Here is a 17,453-nt window from a genome sequence, read left to right as displayed (position 1 = left end):
GCGTGGTCGGGCCGCCGCGCAGGCGTCATCCTAACCTGCTTTGGCCGGATCCGTCACTTTCGGGGGTAGCCCTTGACCACCGCCGGCGACCTCCACAGCACGAAGGGCTAGGTCATCCCGCTCAGCCGGGCCTTTCGCTCACGCTCGACGCGGGTGATGTAGCGCTGCAGCATGGTCATCCGTGCCCCTGGCAGGGCAACGAACTGGCAGCCGACGCGAACGTAACGGGCGCCTCCCCTGGTTGCGACGTCAAGCTTGTTGCGGACGCACAGGCTGGCGACCAGCAGGCCCTCGTCAGGCAGGGTCATCTTGCAGTCGTTCAGCAGGTCGCTGCGCTGCAGGAGGGCGGCGAGATTGGGTGGTGCCATCAAACCGATGCCGCCACCGCTGATATCCAGCAAGGATGCCTCGGCGAGCAGGGCGCTGCCATCCGTTCGCCTGATGGTGGCAACGAACTTGACTGGTTTGGTGAGCGGCGTCGACAGGCGATAATACTCGCGCCGCTGCAGTCTCAGGATCTGGCCGGGCAGCGCGGCGCTGAAGGCCGGCAAACCGCCGCTCTGGGTCTCCGAGAGCTTGCCCAGGGTGAACTGGACCTTCACCTTGTCGACCGTGGTGGTCAGAAGCACTTGCTCGGCGAGCAAGGCCAGGCGGTTGACCTTTTCCTCGCGACCCCAGTCGAGGACCAGTTCACCGGCTTCCAGGTCGAGCCCCAGCAGCGAGGTTAGCAGAAAGGATTGGCCCTGGTCGAAGTAGGCGCTGATCAGGGATCGCCGCTGGATCAGCGAGCGAAGCACCGCCGCAATCTCGGCTCTGGAATGCAGGAGGTACTGACCGTAATCCTCGGGTCGCTCGATTTCGAATCGGACCGCTGCCTTTTCTGCTTGTGCCTGAACGTCCGTTTCTTCCACTGGCTTTCCTGGAATCGGCTGGAGTAGCCAGTTTAAAGCAAAAGTGGGACCGCGGTAAGCTGCGGCGCCGCCGTCATCAGGGTGGCGGCTGTTCAGCGCTGGCCGGGAAGAGGGGGGCCGTCGACGCCTCCAGGCCATTCTCGAGCCGATAGAGCCAGGCCAGCAGTTCAGCCACGGCGAGATAAAGCTGCGGCGGGATATGCTGATCCAGATCGACCTGCATCAGGAGCGAGACCAGTTCCGCCGATTCATGGACATACACGCCGTGCTCATGCGCCCGGGCGATGATCTGCTCGGCCAGCAGGCCGCGCCCTTTGGCGACGACACGCGGCGCCCCGTCGGCCTGGCTGTAGGCCAGGGCGACGGCGTTCTTCAGCGGGTTATCGGGGGCTTTGGCCATGCGCCTGTTGCTCGTGCAAGCAGACCGCGAGATCTCTGCGGAGGCTCATCTCGAGCCGTCACGAAGGCTCCGGCGGCGCCTGAGCTTCGGGCGGCGCGGCGATGCCCAGGGAAGCAAGGTCCAGCCCTGCCTGTTCGAGTTGGCCGCGTAGGCTGGCTACGTCGCTGCGTAGCAGCGCGCGCGTCTCGACGTCGTTGGCGACAACCGACAGTGAGATCTGCCGGTCGTGGATGTGCAGCCGCGCATCGACCTCGCCGAGATGGGGGAGTGTCAGCCGCAGCCGCGTCTGCCATTTTTCGCCATCGCTGCCGACATTGCTGTCCTCGCGATCGCCGCGCGCTCGCTCGTGCTCGATCTCCCAGTCCATTTGTTGACCTGGCCAGACCTGGCCTTGCCAGGCAAAATTCTGGGTGGCGAAGGCTTCGAGCTGCTGCTGGACCAGCGCCAGGGCCTGTGGGGCGACCGTGGGCGCCGCCGGCGCCGGCTGTCCAGTTGCAGCCTGCGTCGTTTGGAGAGTGCCGATGAGCGAGTCGGTTGATCGCGTCGGCAGTGGTCCGGCGACGTCGGCGGCTACGCGTCCGCTGCTGGCGGATTCGCTGGCGTGCAGTGATTCCGGGCGGGCTGCCGTCAGCGGTGCCAGTTTCCCCTGCGGCTCCTGCAGAAGCTGGGCCTTACTGACGCGGCCCTCGACCCATTCCGCCTGATGCGATTCGTAGAACATGCCGCTTTCGCTGATCGCCTGCCTGAGCAGCGGCAGCAGGTCCTGTGCCTTGCCCGTTGGGCTGGCCGCAATCGGCTGGTTGCCGTTGAGCGGCAATGCCACCGGGCCGCTCCTGGCGTCGCGCGCGCCGCCAAGCAGATGGCTGATCAGCACGCCGGTGCGGCTCAGGCTGGTCGCGGCCGAGTCGCCGTCACCCTGGCCGCCCTCCGATGCCGCTTTCGAGACAACCGCCAGGGTCAGTTTGCCATCACTTTCGGCGACTTCCAGCTCGATCGCGTCGCCGGTCTTGGCGGCAAAGGGCAGCGCGAGCGTCACGCTGCGCTGGTTGATCAGCGCACGGTAGGTGCCGTTGGGCATCAGGGACTGGATCTCTGCCAGCAGTCGTTGTCCGGCGACGAGTCCGGCGAGCTTGTCGGTGATTTCCTGCGCGGGCAGCGCCGGTCGCAGCGCCAGGTCGGCCGCCGGCTGCAGCCGGTTGGCGACGTCGGCGCGGATCATGGCGCTTGCGCGCCGGCTTGCATGCCTGCTTTCGTACCCGCTCGCGCTGCGCGCAGAACGACGCGCAGTTCGCTCAGGCGCGCGTCGACCAGCGGCCGGACGCTGGCATCACAGCGCTGGCAAGCCTCGATCAGCGTGCGCGCCTTCGCCTGCATGGCAGTCGGGAGACTGGCCGACAGACTGGCAGGCAGGCTGTCGGCGAGCGCGCGCCGTGCGGCCTCGTGGGCGGCCAGCGTCGCCCAGTCGCCGCTTTCGGCAGCGCCTAGCATCGCCTCGGAGAGTGCCAGCAGTTGCTTCAGCGCAGCCAGCGAGGAGGTCATGCCACGGCTTGTTGCAGGGCGCTGGGCGAGATCTCCCGCCAGGCACCATGGATTTCTTCAAGCAGGCCGGCGACTTCCTCGAGCGCCGACAGGTCGTTGTCCAGGTTGGCGCGCAGCAGCCGCAGCACCAGGTAATCGTACAGCGCGTCAAGCTGCCCGGCGATCTCACCCCCCTGTTCGAGGTCCAGGCTGACCTTGAGGCCGTTGCTGATGATATCGACCGCTTTGGAAATCGCTTCGCCCTTGGCTGCGATTTGCTGTTGTTTCATCGCGGCGCGCGCGTTGCCGATCGCGGCCTTTGCACCGGCGAAAAGCAGCAGGATCAGCCGGTGCGGGTCGGCGACTTCGATCGCGGCGTCGACGCCCACCTTCTGGTAGGCTGAAATCGCGTTACGTGCACTGCCGAACATTCGGGGCTCCTAGTTGTTGTTGTAGGTGGGCAGGTTGGCGAGTTGCTGAGCCAGGAAGTTGCTGGTCTTGGTCATCCCTGAAATGGCCGTATCGAGCGCCGTGAACTGTCTGCGATAACGCGCTTCGATCTGCGCCAGCCGGCTGGAGATTGCTTCGGATTGTTTGCCAAGGCCCTTGATCGAGGCGTTGAGTCCTTCGGTACGGGCAGCGAGGCTGCCGTTCGTACCCACCAGCGCATCCGTGGCGCCCTTGAAGATGCTGCCATAGGCGGCAACGAGATTGGCCACGCCGGCCAGATTGTCGCTGATCGCTTTTGTCAGCTTGCTGGAATCGACCGCCAGGGAGCCGTCCTTCTGCAAGCTGACACCAATATCCGACAGGCGCTGCAGGGTGGCGCCCGTTACCTCGGAGGGGATGTTACCGACCAGCGAGCGGACGGTGCCCTGTACCGAACGCAATGTGCTATCGCCATTGAGTGCGCCGGCCTGCTTGGTCGTGGCATTGTAGCTACCGAGGTCGGTGGTGGTCTTGTTCAGGTCGTTATAGGCCTTGACAAAGGCATTGACGCCGGCCGTCAGGCTCGAGGTGTCACGCGCGACGGTCAGGGTGGTGGATACGCCGGCAGCACTCTGCTTGGTCAGCGTCAGCGTGATGCCGTCTATGGCGGTGCTGACGGTGTTGCTGCTTGCGGCGACCGCGATGCCGTTCAGTTTGAACGTCGAACCCTGCGCCGCCTGCAACTGCGCAAACTCGTCGGCATCCCCGCCGACGCCGTCGTACGACAAGCCAGCCACGCCGGCGAGCTTGATGAACTGATCATTCCCCGGCTTGTCGCCGACCAGGACCAGTTGTTTGCCATCGACGCCATTGATGACCGTCGCGGAAACGCCGGCATCGGCGGTGTTGATGGCATCGCGAATAGCTTCGGGCGTCGCGCCGTCGGCAATGGTGACGTTGGTTGTCTTGTTCGGACTCACACCGCCGTCGGTGTCGAGCGAGATGGTCAGCGTGCCACCGCCACCCAGTAGCTGGCTATTGGCGTCAAACGGACTGGCGATACCCGTTGCTGTAGCAACGCGGTGCTCCTGGGCGAGCTGGGTGACTTCCAGGCTGTAGGTGCCGGCGACCGCGCTCGAAGTGGTCGTCGCCGAGGCAATGGCGGTATCGGCAACCGTACTCTTGAAAACGCTGAACTTCTCCAATGCGCTGCTGCCGGTGGCCGGGACCAGTGCAGAGGCGGCGGTCTGCAGGGCCGAAAGGGCGCCCTTCAATGAACCGAGGGCCGAGATCTTGCCCTGGAAAACCGCTTCCTTTCGGGCCAGCGCGGTCAACGGGCGCTGTTCCAGCGACATCAGCTGGCTGATGATGCTGTTCACATCGAGGTTCGAGCCCAGGCCCGGGGACGAAATCGCCATGTTCTTCTCCTGCTGCCATTCGCTGCAATAGTGCGACTATCAGGCCGTTTGCTTGACAAACAGGCCCTTGATGCTATCCAGCGCCTTGGCAAGTGCCAGCATTTCCTCCGACGGCATCTGGCGAATCACTTCCTTGGTACTGCGGTCGATGATCCTGACGACCAGTTGCCCGGTATCGTCGTTCACGCTGAATTCCAGATTGCTGTTGATTGGCTGGACAAACTCACGAACGCTCCTGGCGGCCGCTTCGACGGTGTCCCGATCGGGCTGTTGGACGCGCAGTGGCGACTGAAGTGCGTCGGAGATCGGGCTGGCTTTTTCGTTACTGGGTGTTCTGAGTTCTCGCGTCGTATTGCTGACCGCCAGGTTGCCCTGCGGCGGCAGAGAAACGACCGTGGGTTGGATGTTCATCGCACGCTCCTTGGTGAAGAGACGCCAGGGCGCGACCACGTTGCCGCGATCGCGCCCCTGATGTTACCGCTATTCAAACGGGTCTGCCTATCCGCGTAACAGCGAGAGAACGTTCTGCGGCAGTGAGTTAGCCTGCGCCAGCATCGCCGTGCCAGCCTGCTGCAGGATCTGGTTGCGGGTCAGATTGGCGGTTTCCGCCGCGAAGTCGGCATCCTGAATGCGGCTGCGGGAGGCGGAGAGGTTCTCCGACGTCGTCTGGAGATTGGAGATGGCCGAACTGAAGCGGTTCTGGTAGGCACCCAGGTCACCACGAGACGCATTGATCTGCGCCAATGCTTGATCAAGGGCCCCGATTGCCGCTTGAGCTCCAGTTGCGGTTGACAAATTCAGCGCGGCGACGGACTGGAAGGCGCTGTTATTCACACCGGCGGCGGCGAAGACGTCGGCATTAGCAGTAGCAGTAGCAATTGGCCCTCGCGTGCTCGACAGCGAAACGGTTCCTGTAACGACGGCGTTGGCCGTTGCGGCTGCTCCATCCGTCAGCAGGGAGCCACCGAAAACAACCGTATCACCTGCTGCGCCTGCAGTGTTGTTAAAGGTGTCGATACCGATGTTGCGGCCATCCGTCGTGCTTAGCGTAATGGATGCCTTGCTGCCGGTGGTTGTGAAGGCTGCTGTGATCCCGGTGGTGCCCTGCACTCCGTTGATCGCCGAAACGAGATTACTCAGGTCGTTCTGGTCGGCAATTACCGCGGTTACTAACGCACCTTGGCTGGCGGAGGTCGCGCCACCAAACAACGTAAACGAGACGGTGCCCGCGGCGCTCAAGCTGGCCAATGTGGTGCTATTGGCGGCGGTGGCGGTTACCCCGATGCCGGAGGCAGCATTGTTGATGGCGGTGGCTATGGTTGCGGCCGTGGAGTTTGCGGCGTAGGAAATTGGACTCGTTGTGCCGGCATCCGTTTGGAGGGTTAGGTTGGCCTCGACTGTGACGGCGTTCCCGGTCGATGCCGCCGTAGCACCTACCAACGTGCTCCCTGTGGCGGTCCCGTCTGCCACGAGGACGTGGCTGCCGAGTGCGGAAGCACGCGCATCGGCAATCCGGGAAATGTCAATGGTCTGGTTGGCGTCGGCGCCGACCTGAAACTTCTGATTCTGGAAAGTGCTGTCGAGCAGCTTCAGGCCGTTGAAAGAAGTTTGTTCGGCAACGCGCGTGATTTCCGCCGTCAGCTGACTGGCCTCCGCTTGCAGCGAAGCGCGATCGCTGGCGCTGTTGGTGCTGTTGGCGGACTGCACTGCTAGTTCTCGCAGGCGTTGCAGATTGTTGCCGATCTCGCCCAGTGCGCCTTCGGCCGTCTGCGCCAGCGAAATGCCATCATTGGCATTGCGCGCGGCCTGGTTCAGGCCACGAATCTGAGATGTCATACGCTCGGAGATGGCCAGGCCGGCGGCGTCGTCCTTGGCGCTGTTGATGCGCAGGCCCGAGGAAAGGCGCTGCAGCGAAGTGGCCAGCGAGGTCTGCGACATGTTGAGGCTGCGTTGCGAGTTCAGCGACGCGACGTTGGTGTTGATGACTTGGGGCATTTTCCTTCTCCTATCACTATCAAGTTGACCTCTGGTTTCCGGTGACCTGCCTGGAGGGGCATTGGCCGGTCCATCCTTTGTGGCAATTGCTTTGCTGACGTTTTTTCTAACGACCTGCTGGCGAGGAACTTTAGTGATTTTCTTCCGGCCGGCCGTGTAAGTTCTCTATCGGCAGTCGGGTAGCGAAGTTGAGGGTTCCGATACCAGGGGGAAACCCGTATGCGCAGAGATAACAGGGGTGAGGTGGTGCGATGCTCGTCGATACCGATGGGTTGATCCGGTGCCTGCGCGGCGATCACCATGTGGCGCGGTTTCTGAGACGCTGTCTCGCTACGAGGCCGATCCGGTCACCGTGCGGGCACTGCGGCAGCTGAGGGGAGGCCGGGTATTGACTTCGTTCTGATTCGGCGGCGGAGGCGGTTATAATCGAGCACCCTGCCTGGCAGGATCATGGCGGCTGAGTTGGGTGGCAGCTGGGTGTGTGACGAGGTACTTCGGCATTGGTGGATGGACTATGCGGATCCTGCTCTGTAACGATGACGGCTACTTCGCTCCGGGGATCGAGCTGCTGGCGCGTGCGCTGTCGGAGATCGCGGAGATTACCGTGGTGGCGCCCGAGCGCGACCGCAGCGGGGCCAGCAATTCCCTGACGCTCGATCGTCCGCTGTCGCTCAAACGGGCGGCGAACGGTTTCTACCACGTCAACGGCACGCCGACCGACTGTGTTCACCTCGCCGTCACCGGCATGCTCGAAGGGCTGCCGGACATGGTGGTGTCGGGGATCAACATCGGCGCCAACATGGGCGACGACACCATTTATTCGGGGACCGTCGCGGCCGCCACCGAGGGTTTCCTGCTCGGCGTTCCGTCGCTGGCGATTTCGTTGTGCAGCAAGGAGGGGGCGCACTTCGCAACCGCCGCGCGGGTCGCCCGCGAACTGGTCGAGCTGTTGCAGAAACAGGCGCTCAGCGAGCCGGTGCTGCTCAACGTCAATGTGCCCGACGTCCCCTGGGGGCAACTTCGCGGCACCGTCGTCACCCGTCTTGGCAAGCGCCACAAGGCCGAGCCGGTGGTGCGCACGCTGTCGCCGCGCAACGAGACGGTGTTCTGGATCGGCGCTGCCGGCGAGGCTCAGGACGCCGGCGAGGGCACCGATTTCCACGCGGTGCAGAACCATCAGGTCTCGGTGACACCGCTGCAGATCGACCTCACGCATAATGCGCAACTGCCCCTGATGCGCGAGTGGCTGGCGCGATGAGCGGCGCCGTCTCCGGGTTTGGCATGACCTCGCAGCGGACGCGGACGCGAATGATCGAGCGCCTGCGTGAGCAGGGCATTGTTGACGAAGAGGTGCTGGCGGCGATCGCAGCCGTGCCACGCCACGTTTTTGTCGAAGAGGCGCTGGCCTCACGGGCTTACGAGGACACGGCGCTGCCCTTGGGTTTCTCGCAGACGATCTCGCAGCCCTATGTCGTGGCACGGATGATCGAGGCGCTGCTGGCTGGCCGCGACGACCTTGGCAAGACGCTGGAGATCGGCGCCGGCTGTGGCTACCAGGCGGCCGTACTGGCGCAGTTGACCGACGAGGTCTATGCGGTCGAGCGAATCGCGCCGTTGCTCGCCAAGGCCAAGGCCAACCTGCGCGCCATCCGGCAACTCAAGGTGCGCCTGAAGCATGCCGACGGCCAGCTCGGCCTGCCGGAGGCGGCGCCGTTTGATACGATCATCGTCGCGGCGGCAGCGGCGCGTGTGCCGCGCGCCCTGTTGCAACAACTGGCACCCAACGGCAGGCTGATCCTGCCGCTGGGCGCGGCAAGCCAGCAGCTCGTGCTGATCGAACGACGGGCCGAGGGTTTTGTCGAAACCCGCCTGGAAGCCGTGCGTTTTGTTCCGTTACTGTCGGGAGTCGAATGAAGGACCAAGGGTTTTTTTCTCGCCACCCGGGCGCTCTGATCTTGTCGGCATTGCTCGTTCTGGCGGGCTGCGCCAGCAAGTCGCCGGCGCCGGCCGGCGACCGTGGGGGTCAGGCGGCGACTGCCGGTGCGTCGGTTGCCAGCAAGGATCTGTACACCGTCAAACGGGGCGACACGCTGTATTCCATCGCTCTCGATCATGGGCTCGACTACCGGGAGCTGGTGGCCTGGAACAACATCGACAATCCGAATCGCATCCTGGTCGGACAGTCGCTGCGGGTCAGGGCTCCCGGTGCCGCAGCGGCGACCGAGGCGGTCGTGGTGCGGCCGATCAACACCGGCACGGTGGTCGAACAGCGTTCCCTTGGCAGCAGTAGTCCGGCTGATCTCCTGAAGCGTGAGCCGAGGGCGGGCAAGGAACCCTACTCCGAGCAGGCGCTGGCGCGTGCGCAGGCGCAGGCGGTTGATCCGGTGACGGTGACGCCTGTCGTCGCAAGGCCTGAAGCAAAGCCGGAGGTCAGCCCGGCAGCGCGGGTCGAAGCAAAGTCCGAAGCCAGGCCGGAAAGCCGGCCGGATGCGTCGGCGGGCGATGCGGCGTCGGGGAGCGAGGACGTCGCCTGGATCTGGCCGGCCAATGGCAAGCTGATTGGCACGTTCAGCGAGGGCGGCAACAAGGGCATCGACATCAGCGGCAAGGCCGGCGATAGCGTGCTGGCCGCCGGCGGCGGCAAGGTCGTCTATAGCGGTACCGGCCTGCGCGGCTATGGCAAGCTGGTGATCGTCAAGCACAACAATACCTATCTCACGGCCTACGCGCACAACCAGAATGTGCTGGTCAAGGAAGGTCAGAGCGTCGGCAAGGGGCAGAAGATAGCCGAAATGGGCAATACCGACGCCGACCAGGTCAAGCTGCACTTCGAGATTCGCCGTCAGGGCAAGCCGGTCGACCCGCTCAAGCATCTGCCGCAGCGCTGACCATGTCGGGTGCTTTCGATCCGGATGCCGATTCCTGCGAAGACGATCTTGAGCAGCCGGAACTGTCATTTTTCGATGCGCTCCCGAGGCTGGAGCCGGCGGACCTGGTGCCGTCGCCCGAGGCGGAACTGCTCAATGACGTCACGCAGCATTACCTGAACGAAATCGGCGCCAAGCCGCTGTTTTCGCCGACCGAGGAGGCTGCCTGGGCACGGCGCGCGCGCGCAGGAGAGTTCCTGGCCCGGCAGAAGATGATCGAGCACAACCTGCGGCTGGTGGTGAATATCGCCAAGCACTACCTCAACCGCGGACTGCCCTTGCTCGACATGATCGAGGAGGGAAATCTCGGTCTCATCCACGCGATCGAAAAGTTCGATCCCGAGCGCGGATTCCGTTTCTCGACCTATGCCACCTGGTGGATCCGGCAAAGCATCGAGCGGGCAATCATGAATCAGTCGCGGACGATCCGCCTGCCGGTGCATGTGGTCAAGGAAATCAACCTCGTCCTGCGCGCCATCCGCCATCTGGAGTCGGCCAACGGGCGGGAGATCTGTGTCGACCAGATTGCCCATCTGATCGATCGGCCAAGTGCCGATGTCCGGCGGGTGATGAACCTTAACGAGCGCATTGCGTCACTTGATGCGCCTCTGCAGGTAGACCCCAGCCGCTCGATTGGCGATGTCATCCCCGACGATAGCCTGATCGATCCGGATGAGCTGCTGCAGTCAAGCGAGATCGGGGTCTTGTTGAACCGGTGGGTGGGGCAGCTCGGCGACAAGCAGCAGGAGGTCCTGCAACGTCGTTACGGTCTTGGCGGCACAGAGTCGTGCACCCTCGAGGAAATCGCCCTCGACCTGAATCTGACCCGTGAGCGGGTTCGCCAGATTCAGATCGAAGCGCTCGATCACCTTCGCCGCATCATCCGGCGCGGTGGCGGGACCGCCGACAACCTGCTCTAGGATTGGCTCTACAATTGGCTGCGCCCGGCGCGCAGGGCTTCTGCCAACTGGAAGACCGCCATCGCGTAAAAGCTTGAGCGGTTGTAGCGGGTGATGACGTAGAAGTTGTCGAAGCCAAGCCAGTACTCGGTTGCTGCCCCCGGCGTGACCAGGTCGATCAGGGCCGCCGCCTGCTCGCTGGCTGCGGGCGCCACGACACCCAGACCGGCCATCTCTCCGACAGTCAGCGAGGGCTTGATGCCGGCGGCGATCAATGCGGCCGGATCGCCATTGACGTTTGCCGGCACGGCGACCGGCGCGCCTTTCTGCCAGCCATGCTGCTGCAGGAAGCGGGCGACGCTGCCGATGGCGTCGGTGTTGCTGTGGCGCAGGTCGATGCGGTCGTCGCCGTCGAAGTCAACGGCAAAGCGGCGCTGGCTGCTGGGCATGAACTGCGGGATGCCCATCGCGCCGGCGTAAGAACCCTTGATTTCGAGTGGGCTGACGCCGTTTTCGCGCGCCAGGAGCAGAAACTGCTCGAGTTCGCCGCGGAAGAACTCGGCCCGTGGCGGGTAATTGAAGGCCAGTGAGGCGAGCGCCTCGAGGACGCCAAAACTGCCCATGTTCTGACCGTAGATGGTCTCGACGCCGATGATGGCGACGATGATCTCGGGCGGGACGCCGTAGATCGCCTCGGCGCGCTGCAGCGTGGCCGCATGCTGCTGCCAGAAGGACAGGCCGCCGGCGATGCGTTGACCGTTTACAAAGCGCTCGCGGTAGCGTTCCCATGAGCGCTGCTTTTCGGGGACGGAAGGCGGACGGATGGCGCGCAGCACGGTGGCGTTGGGCCGGATGGCGGCGAACTGCCGCGTCAGGTGGGCAACGTCAAAGCCGTGCTGTTCGTGCATGCTGAGGATGAAGGCCCTGACTTCCGGGTCCTGGCTGAAGCCGGCGCCCTGCTGGCTGTGGGCGGGCAGCGCCAGGACGCTGCCGAGCAGGCCGAAGAGGAGGGTGACGCATTGTTTTTTCAAGTTTTTCTTCTCCTTTGCGGGGGTAGTCGCTGCACGCATTGTTGCAGCCGACGCAGTGGTTCGCCGTCGCTATCGCCGTCACCGTAGCGCAGCTCGGCATAGTGCCGGGCGGCTTCGCTGGTGAGCGTGGCCAGCTCGGGTTTTTCGCGTGCCACACGTTGCGCGAAATCGAGCGGGCCTTCCCAGTCGGCGCGAATGATGCCGCGGCGCCCGAGTTGCGCGCAGTATGCCTGCCAGGCACGCTGGACCGGATCGTCGCGGCGGCGTCCTGGCAGCGTCCACAGCGCGACGACCAGCAGCGCCAGCCCGCAGAGCACGGCCAGCGAGGCGGTCATGCTCTGCCAGTCGGGGTCGGGCCAACCGAGCCGCGACAGGACTTCGCGCTGGCGCTGCGGATTGTAACCGAGCACCCACTGATTCCAGGTATTGTTTGCCGCCTCCCAGCGGTTGCGCAGGTCGCGCATCCAGTCGGCGTCGAGGCGGATGATGCCGGGCAGGGGCTCACCGGCCGGCAGCGCGGCGACGATGCCTTGCTCGATGCGTGACGGGGCGACTGCGGCTGTCGGGTCAATGCGCAGCCAACCTTCGTCGGCGAGCCAGATCTCGGCCCAGGCGTGGGCATCGGACTGGCGCACGGTGAGATAGCCATCAACCGGATTCAGCTCGCCGCCCTGGTAGCCGGCAACCACGCGCGCCGGCACGCCGGCCGCACGCATCAGGAAGACGAAGGCCGAAGCGTAGTGCTCGCAGAAGCCACGCCGACTGTCGAACAGGAATTCGTCGATGGCGTCCGCACCGAGCAGCGGTGGGCGCAGGGTGTAGTGGAAGTCTTCCTGGCGAAACATCGCCAGAGCCGCCTCGGCGATCCTTGCTGGTGGTCGCGACTGCCACTCGCTGGCGAGGGCACGCGTGCGCGGATTACCTTGCGGCGGCAGGGTCAGCGCCTGTTGCAGGCTGGCCGGCGCTTCCATGCGGTTGGCGCGATAGTCGAGCACCGAGCTGAAGGAAAAACGGGAGCGGATGCGCAGCGGTTCGCGAGACTGTGCTTCGAGCGTTGCTGCCAGCGAACTGTCGGGGGGCAGGCGGGTCGGTACGTCGAGTGCCAGCAGCCAGCGCTGGTTGTGGGCTTCGAGGATGCTGCTGTAGTCATGCGCGGGGCCACGCGCCTCGATCACCGGCGCCGGCGCTGGTGATCTGCCGTGCTGCCGGCTGGCACGCCAGGTGACGCCGTCGTACTCGTCGAACACCGGGCCACGCCAGTAGAGGTCGGCCTGCTCCGGAATCTCGCCGGCGAAGCGGCTGCGAAAGGCGATCGCGCCGGACAGCGTGAGGTTGCTGATCGACCCCGGCGACATCTGGCTGGGCAAGCCGCTGAGCCCGGCATGGGCATCCTGTGGCAACCCCCAGAGCGGACCCGTGACGCGCGGGAACAGGAGATAGAGCAGCAGCATGAAAGGCAGCGCCTGCAGGAGCAGGAGGCCGGCCTGCCGGGCAATGGCGATGACCGGCTGGGCGCCGCCATGGAGCCTGAGCAGGGCACCGGTCAGCAGCGTGCAGGCGGCCAGCAGCCAGAGGCCGGTGGGGATGCTCTGCGAGTAGAAATAGTGGGTCAGCAGGAGAAAGTAGCCGAGCATGATGACCACCAGCGCGTCGCGCCGGCTGTGCATTTCGAGTGGCTTGAGGGCCATGAACAGGACCAGCATGGCGACGCCCGCGTCTTTCCCGAACAGGCTGCCGAACTGCCAGCCGATCGCTGCGACGGCGGCGATCACCAGCAGGGCGAGCGACCAGCGCGGCGGCATTCGCCGCTGTTGATGCCATAGCCAGGTGCGCCAGAGCAGGGCGGCGGCAACCAGCAGCGTCAGCCAGGCTGGCAGGTGCTCGGCGTGCGGGCCGGCGGTCGCCAGGGCAACCACCAGCAGCCATGGCACGGCGTCGTGTTCGAGCGCCGCCGGCGGTCTAGCGCGCATCCCGCGCTTCGGTTTCACCGTACAACGCCAAGGCCTGCAGGCAGCTGGCACGATGCGCATCGCCCTGGGCCGGGGCGATCTGCTGGCCCGGCAGCCGCAGCCCGTAGCACGCCTGTTGTTCGTCAGCCGCCATGATCCAGCCCGCGAGTATCGACAGGCGATCCTCGTCGCCACGCTCGCCCGGGGTCAGCCACCAGTCGAGCCAGAGTTCATCCATGGCTCCGCCGGCGAACTGCTTGACCAGCAGCGCCTGCTCGTCGGAGCGGCGGGCCACCGCTTTCCACGCGATGTGCCGGGTCGGATCGCTGATCTGGCGCGGTCGGAGACCGGCGAAGTCTTCCTGGCCGCTGTCACCCTGGCGGTGATCGGCATGCGCTCCAAGCGAGGCTCCCGGCAGTGGTGTGCGCAGCGGCTTTGGATAGACGACGCAGGAAAAGGGTGGATAGGGGTAGCTCCAGGCGCGGAAGAGGCCCAGCGGATAGCGTGTGGTGAGCGTGACGCGACCCGGGTCAAGGCGTCCTCGCTGGTGTGTGACGAAGGGAACGGCAATCGTCGCGCGGCCCTGCGGTGAAAGGTCAGCCGTGACCACCGGCTGGTCCTTGAAGGAAAACTCGAGGGCGCGGCGCGGCTGCCGGCGGGGGTTTTCCAGAGCCAGCGGGAAGCGTGCCAGGTCGCCGGCGAAGGCGGGTTCTGCGCGCCCCGGCGTCAGGCGCATGCCGAACAGATTGTGGAAGGTATGCACCATGGCGACCAGCCCGAGTCCGGCGAGCAGAAAGGTCAGGGCATGGCCGAGGCTGAGGTTGTAATTGATGGCGCCGATCAGCATCACGGCCAGAACAACGGCGAACAGAAGCCCACCGGACGTCGGCACGATGAAGATGCGGCGTTGCGTGAGGACGATCGGCACCCGGTCGTCACGGGCAAGGTGGAACAACCAGCGCTGGAATCTCTCGCGTCGGCGCATCAGGCCAGCGGCACGGAGCGAATCAGGAGGGCGATATCCTCGGCGTCGGCATGGCTGCCGCTGACCAGCCGTAGCCGGTGGCGGGCAACAGCCGGCAGCACCGCCTGCACGTCTTCCGGCAGGACCATGGCGCGGCCGCCGGTGAATGCCCAGGCGCGGGCAGCGGCAAGCAACGACAAGGCGGCCCGTGGACTCAGACCGTGTACGAAACGCTGCTCCTTGCGCGTTGCTTCGACCAGCAGTTGCAGGTAGTCGAGCAGGGCTGGCGAGACGTGCACCGCCGCCGCCTGCCGTTGCAGCAGGGCGAACTCGCCGGCGCCGAGGCGGGCGGCGAGTGTCGGCAACTGCTCCCGCCGGCCACCGCTTTCGAGCAGTGAGCGCTCGGCGTCGTGGTCGGGGTAACCCAGGTCGATGCGCAGCAGAAAGCGATCCAGTTGTGACTCCGGCAAGGGGAAGGTTCCGATCTGGCTGGAGGGGTTCTGGGTGGCAATGACGAAAAACGGCTCCGGCAGCGGTCGGGTTTCGCCTTCGGTGGTCACCTGGCCTTCTTCCATGGCTTCGAGCAGGGCGCTTTGCGTCTTTGGGGTGGCCCGGTTGATTTCGTCGGCCAGCAGCACCTGCGCGAATACCGGTCCGGGCAGGAACCTGAAACTGCTCTGGTCGCGGTCAAAGACCGAGACGCCGAGGATGTCCGCCGGCAGCATGTCGCTGGTGAACTGGACGCGCGAGAACTGGAATCCGAGCAGGCGGGCCAGGGTGTGCGCCAGAGTCGTCTTGCCGACGCCGGGCAGATCTTCAATCAGCAAATGGCCTCTTGCCAGCAGACAGCACAGGGCGAGTCGGGTTTGCGTGCTCTTGCCGAGGATCACCGCATTGGCGGCGGCGAGGATTTCGCGGACTGGGGAGGGTCTGGTCGTGGGCGGCATGGCTTGTCGTGGTGGCGCAATTGGGATGATAATAAACCATCAGCCAATAACTCGATTTATCGGAGATCGCCGCGTTCATTGCGGCGCCCATCTGCGGCAGAAAGGCCATAGTGACGAGCACTGCATTCATCACCCATCGCGATTGCCAACTGCACGACATGGGTTCCTACCACCCCGAGACCCCTGAGCGCCTGAATGCCATCAGCGATCACCTGATCGCTCAAGGACTGGATTCGTACTTTTCCTATCACGACGCGCCGCAGGCCAGCTTCCAGCAGCTCAAGCGCGTGCATGCTGCGGCGCATCTCGAGCGCCTGAAGCGCGCCTCGCCGGAGTTGGGCATCGTTCATCTCGATCCGGACACGGCCATGAACCGGCACACCTGGCAGGCTGCGCTGCGGGCTGCCGGGGCGGGCGTACTGGCGGTTGATCTGGTGATGGCGGGTGAGGTCGAGAACGCTTTCTGCGCCGTCCGCCCGCCGGGTCATCATGCCGAGCGCTCGTCGGCGATGGGTTTCTGCTTCTTCAACAACATCGCGGTGGCTGCGGCGCATGCGCTGGCGGCACACCGGTTGTCGCGAGTGGCGGTGGTCGATTTTGACGTACACCACGGGAACGGTACCGAGGACTGCTTCAAGGGCGACTCGCGGGTGTTGATGGTCAGCATCTTCCAGCATCCGTTCTACCCTTACAGCGGTACCGAGCGCCCGGCGGCCAACATGCTCAATGTGCCCCTTGGCAGGGGCGCCGACGGTGAGGAATTCCGTCGCGTGGTGAGCGATCTCTGGCTGCCTCGTCTGCGCGAGTTCAAGCCGGAGATGCTGTTCATCTCGGCGGGTTTCGACGCCCACTACGAGGACGAGATGGGCGGTCTGAGGCTGCTCGAGAAGGACTACGCCTGGGTGACCGAGCAGATGAAGCAGATCGCCGACGAGTTTGCGCAGGGGCGCATCGTGTCGATGCTCGAAGGGGGTTATTCGCTGTCGGCGCTGGCGCGCAGCGTGGCCGCCCATCTGCGGGTGCTGGCCGAGCTCTGATCCTTGCCTGGCTGCCAGCCGCCAGGGTTCTCCTGGCGGCGACGTTTTTCATCGCAGCCCGCTTGCTTTCGGTTAGAATTCAGTGTTCTGATTTCCTAGGCGAAACCCTCCCGGCGAAGCTGCCGGGCGCCCACCCAAGACCATGATTACTGGATCGATCGTAGCGATTGTCACTCCCATGCACGAGGATGGCAGCCTTGACTTGCCCGGCCTGCGCCGGCTGGTCGATTTCCACGTGCAGGAAGGTACCGACGCGATCGTCATCGTCGGCACCACCGGCGAGTCGCCGACCGTCAATCTGGAAGAACACTGCGAGCTGATCCGCCTCGCCGTTGATCAGGCAGCCGGCCGGATCCCGGTGATTGCCGGCACAGGCGCCAATTCGACCGCGGAAGCGATCGCCCTGGCTCGCTTTGCCAGGCAGGCGGGCGCCGACGCGGCGCTGTCGGTCGTGCCGTATTACAACAAGCCGGCACAGGAGGGTCTCTACCGCCATTTCCGGGCAATCGCCGAAGCCGTAGATATCCCGCTGATCCTGTACAACGTGCCGGGTCGCACGGTGGCCGACCTGAGCAACGAGACAGCGCTGCGTCTGGCCGAAATACCCAACATTGTCGGCATCAAGGATGCCACTGGCGGTATGGATCGCGGGATTGAGCTGATCGCCCGTGCGCCCGCGGGTTTCGCCGTCTATAGCGGTGATGATGCCAGCGCCTGTGCCCTGATTCTGATGGGTGCCAGCGGCGATATTTCGGTGGTCGCCAACGTCGCACCGCGTCTGATGCACGACATGTGTGCCGCAGCGCTGGCTGGCGACGTGGTCAGGGCGCGTCAGTTGAATGCTCGTTTGCTTGGCTTGCATCGTCAGTTGTTCTGTGAGGCCAACCCGATCCCGGTCAAGTGGGCATGCAGGGAACTCGGCCTCATCGATGGTGGGCTGCGGCTACCGCTGACACCCCTGTCGCCCGACTATCACGAGCGGGTTCGTGCGGCCATGCGTCAGGCCGGCGTGCTCGTCTAGAACCAGG

The 17,453-nt window shown here is 64.8% G+C and carries 18 protein-coding genes; 6 read left to right on the top strand and 12 right to left on the bottom strand.

What is annotated here, in order from left to right; all coding sequences use genetic code 11:
* Window positions 1-107: 107 nt before the first annotated feature.
* From V5B44_RS25405 to V5B44_RS25370, 8 genes are all read right to left on the bottom strand, one after another.
* Window positions 108-911, bottom strand: a complete 804-nt coding sequence (locus V5B44_RS25405; protein ID WP_332362056.1) for a flagellar brake protein — start codon at window positions 909-911, stop codon at window positions 108-110.
* Between the two features lie 76 nt (window positions 912-987).
* Window positions 988-1,311: an EscU/YscU/HrcU family type III secretion system export apparatus switch protein gene (locus V5B44_RS25400; RefSeq protein WP_332360325.1), complete on the bottom strand. Its 324-nt coding sequence runs from the start codon at window positions 1,309-1,311 to the stop codon at window positions 988-990.
* Window positions 1,312-1,369: 58 nt separating this feature from the next.
* Window positions 1,370-2,530: a flagellar hook-length control protein FliK gene (locus tag V5B44_RS25395; RefSeq protein WP_332362054.1), complete on the bottom strand. Its 1,161-nt coding sequence runs from the start codon at window positions 2,528-2,530 to the stop codon at window positions 1,370-1,372.
* Window positions 2,527-2,850 (bottom strand): flagellar protein FliT, encoded by a 324-nt coding sequence (locus V5B44_RS25390; protein WP_332362052.1) that lies wholly within the window; start codon window positions 2,848-2,850, stop codon window positions 2,527-2,529. Before V5B44_RS25390 ends, V5B44_RS25395 begins: the two co-directional genes overlap by 4 nt.
* Window positions 2,847-3,260 carry a flagellar export chaperone FliS gene (gene fliS / locus V5B44_RS25385; RefSeq protein WP_332362050.1) on the bottom strand — a complete coding sequence of 138 codons (414 nt, stop codon included), beginning with the start codon at window positions 3,258-3,260 and terminating at the stop codon, window positions 2,847-2,849. Before fliS ends, V5B44_RS25390 begins: the two co-directional genes overlap by 4 nt.
* 9 nt (window positions 3,261-3,269) lie before the next feature.
* Window positions 3,270-4,676, bottom strand: a complete 1,407-nt coding sequence (gene fliD, locus V5B44_RS25380) for a flagellar filament capping protein FliD (protein WP_332362048.1) — start codon at window positions 4,674-4,676, stop codon at window positions 3,270-3,272.
* A gap of 39 nt (window positions 4,677-4,715) precedes the next feature.
* A complete protein-coding gene (locus V5B44_RS25375; protein ID WP_332362046.1) occupies window positions 4,716-5,087 on the bottom strand; it encodes a flagellar protein FlaG in 372 nt (123 codons plus the stop codon).
* An 87-nt stretch (window positions 5,088-5,174) separates the two neighbouring features.
* A complete protein-coding gene (locus V5B44_RS25370) occupies window positions 5,175-6,671 on the bottom strand; it encodes a flagellin (RefSeq protein WP_332362043.1) in 1,497 nt (498 codons plus the stop codon).
* 514 nt (window positions 6,672-7,185) lie between these two features.
* On the opposite strand from V5B44_RS25370, the gene surE reads away from it, so the two are divergent.
* Genes surE through rpoS form a run of 4 tightly spaced genes read left to right on the top strand, consistent with a single transcriptional unit; the run spans window position 7,186 to window position 10,518 of the window.
* On the top strand, window positions 7,186-7,929 hold the full coding sequence (gene surE / locus V5B44_RS25365) for a 5'/3'-nucleotidase SurE (RefSeq protein WP_332362041.1): 744 nt from the start codon (window positions 7,186-7,188) through the stop codon (window positions 7,927-7,929).
* Window positions 7,926-8,585, top strand: coding sequence for a protein-L-isoaspartate(D-aspartate) O-methyltransferase (locus V5B44_RS25360; protein ID WP_332360320.1), 660 nt, complete (start codon window positions 7,926-7,928; stop codon window positions 8,583-8,585). Before surE ends, V5B44_RS25360 begins: the two co-directional genes overlap by 4 nt.
* Complete coding sequence (locus V5B44_RS25355; RefSeq protein WP_332362039.1) at window positions 8,582-9,559, top strand: peptidoglycan DD-metalloendopeptidase family protein; 978 nt, start codon at window positions 8,582-8,584, stop codon at window positions 9,557-9,559. The genes V5B44_RS25360 and V5B44_RS25355 overlap by 4 nt, the downstream gene beginning before the upstream one ends.
* Before the next feature lie 2 nt (window positions 9,560-9,561).
* Window positions 9,562-10,518 carry an RNA polymerase sigma factor RpoS gene (gene rpoS / locus V5B44_RS25350; protein WP_332360318.1) on the top strand — a complete coding sequence of 319 codons (957 nt, stop codon included), beginning with the start codon at window positions 9,562-9,564 and terminating at the stop codon, window positions 10,516-10,518.
* Window positions 10,519-10,526: 8 nt separating this feature from the next.
* Here rpoS and mltB read toward each other — a convergent pair whose 3' ends face one another.
* Genes mltB through V5B44_RS25330 form a run of 4 tightly spaced genes read right to left on the bottom strand, consistent with a single transcriptional unit; the run spans window position 10,527 to window position 15,388 of the window.
* On the bottom strand, window positions 10,527-11,528 hold the full coding sequence (mltB, locus tag V5B44_RS25345; RefSeq protein ID WP_332362037.1) for a lytic murein transglycosylase B: 1,002 nt from the start codon (window positions 11,526-11,528) through the stop codon (window positions 10,527-10,529).
* Entirely contained in the window at window positions 11,525-13,498 is a 1,974-nt protein-coding gene (locus V5B44_RS25340; RefSeq protein ID WP_332362035.1) for a transglutaminase TgpA family protein, read from the bottom strand. The genes mltB and V5B44_RS25340 overlap by 4 nt, the downstream gene beginning before the upstream one ends.
* Window positions 13,488-14,462: a DUF58 domain-containing protein gene (locus tag V5B44_RS25335; protein WP_332362033.1), complete on the bottom strand. Its 975-nt coding sequence runs from the start codon at window positions 14,460-14,462 to the stop codon at window positions 13,488-13,490. Before V5B44_RS25335 ends, V5B44_RS25340 begins: the two co-directional genes overlap by 11 nt.
* A complete protein-coding gene (locus V5B44_RS25330) occupies window positions 14,462-15,388 on the bottom strand; it encodes an AAA family ATPase (RefSeq protein ID WP_332360314.1) in 927 nt (308 codons plus the stop codon). The genes V5B44_RS25335 and V5B44_RS25330 overlap by 1 nt, the downstream gene beginning before the upstream one ends.
* A gap of 110 nt (window positions 15,389-15,498) precedes the next feature.
* Here V5B44_RS25330 and V5B44_RS25325 point away from each other — a divergent pair, with 110 nt between their 5' ends.
* A complete protein-coding gene (locus V5B44_RS25325; protein ID WP_332360313.1) occupies window positions 15,499-16,425 on the top strand; it encodes a histone deacetylase family protein in 927 nt (308 codons plus the stop codon).
* 142 nt (window positions 16,426-16,567) lie between these two features.
* Complete coding sequence (gene dapA / locus V5B44_RS25320; RefSeq protein ID WP_332362031.1) at window positions 16,568-17,446, top strand: 4-hydroxy-tetrahydrodipicolinate synthase; 879 nt, start codon at window positions 16,568-16,570, stop codon at window positions 17,444-17,446.
* Window positions 17,447-17,453 lie beyond the last annotated feature (7 nt).

It is taken from the genome of Candidatus Accumulibacter necessarius (assembly GCF_036625085.1).
Note: the sequence above shows the minus strand (reverse complement) of the source record. Positions and strands in the feature narration are given on the sequence as shown.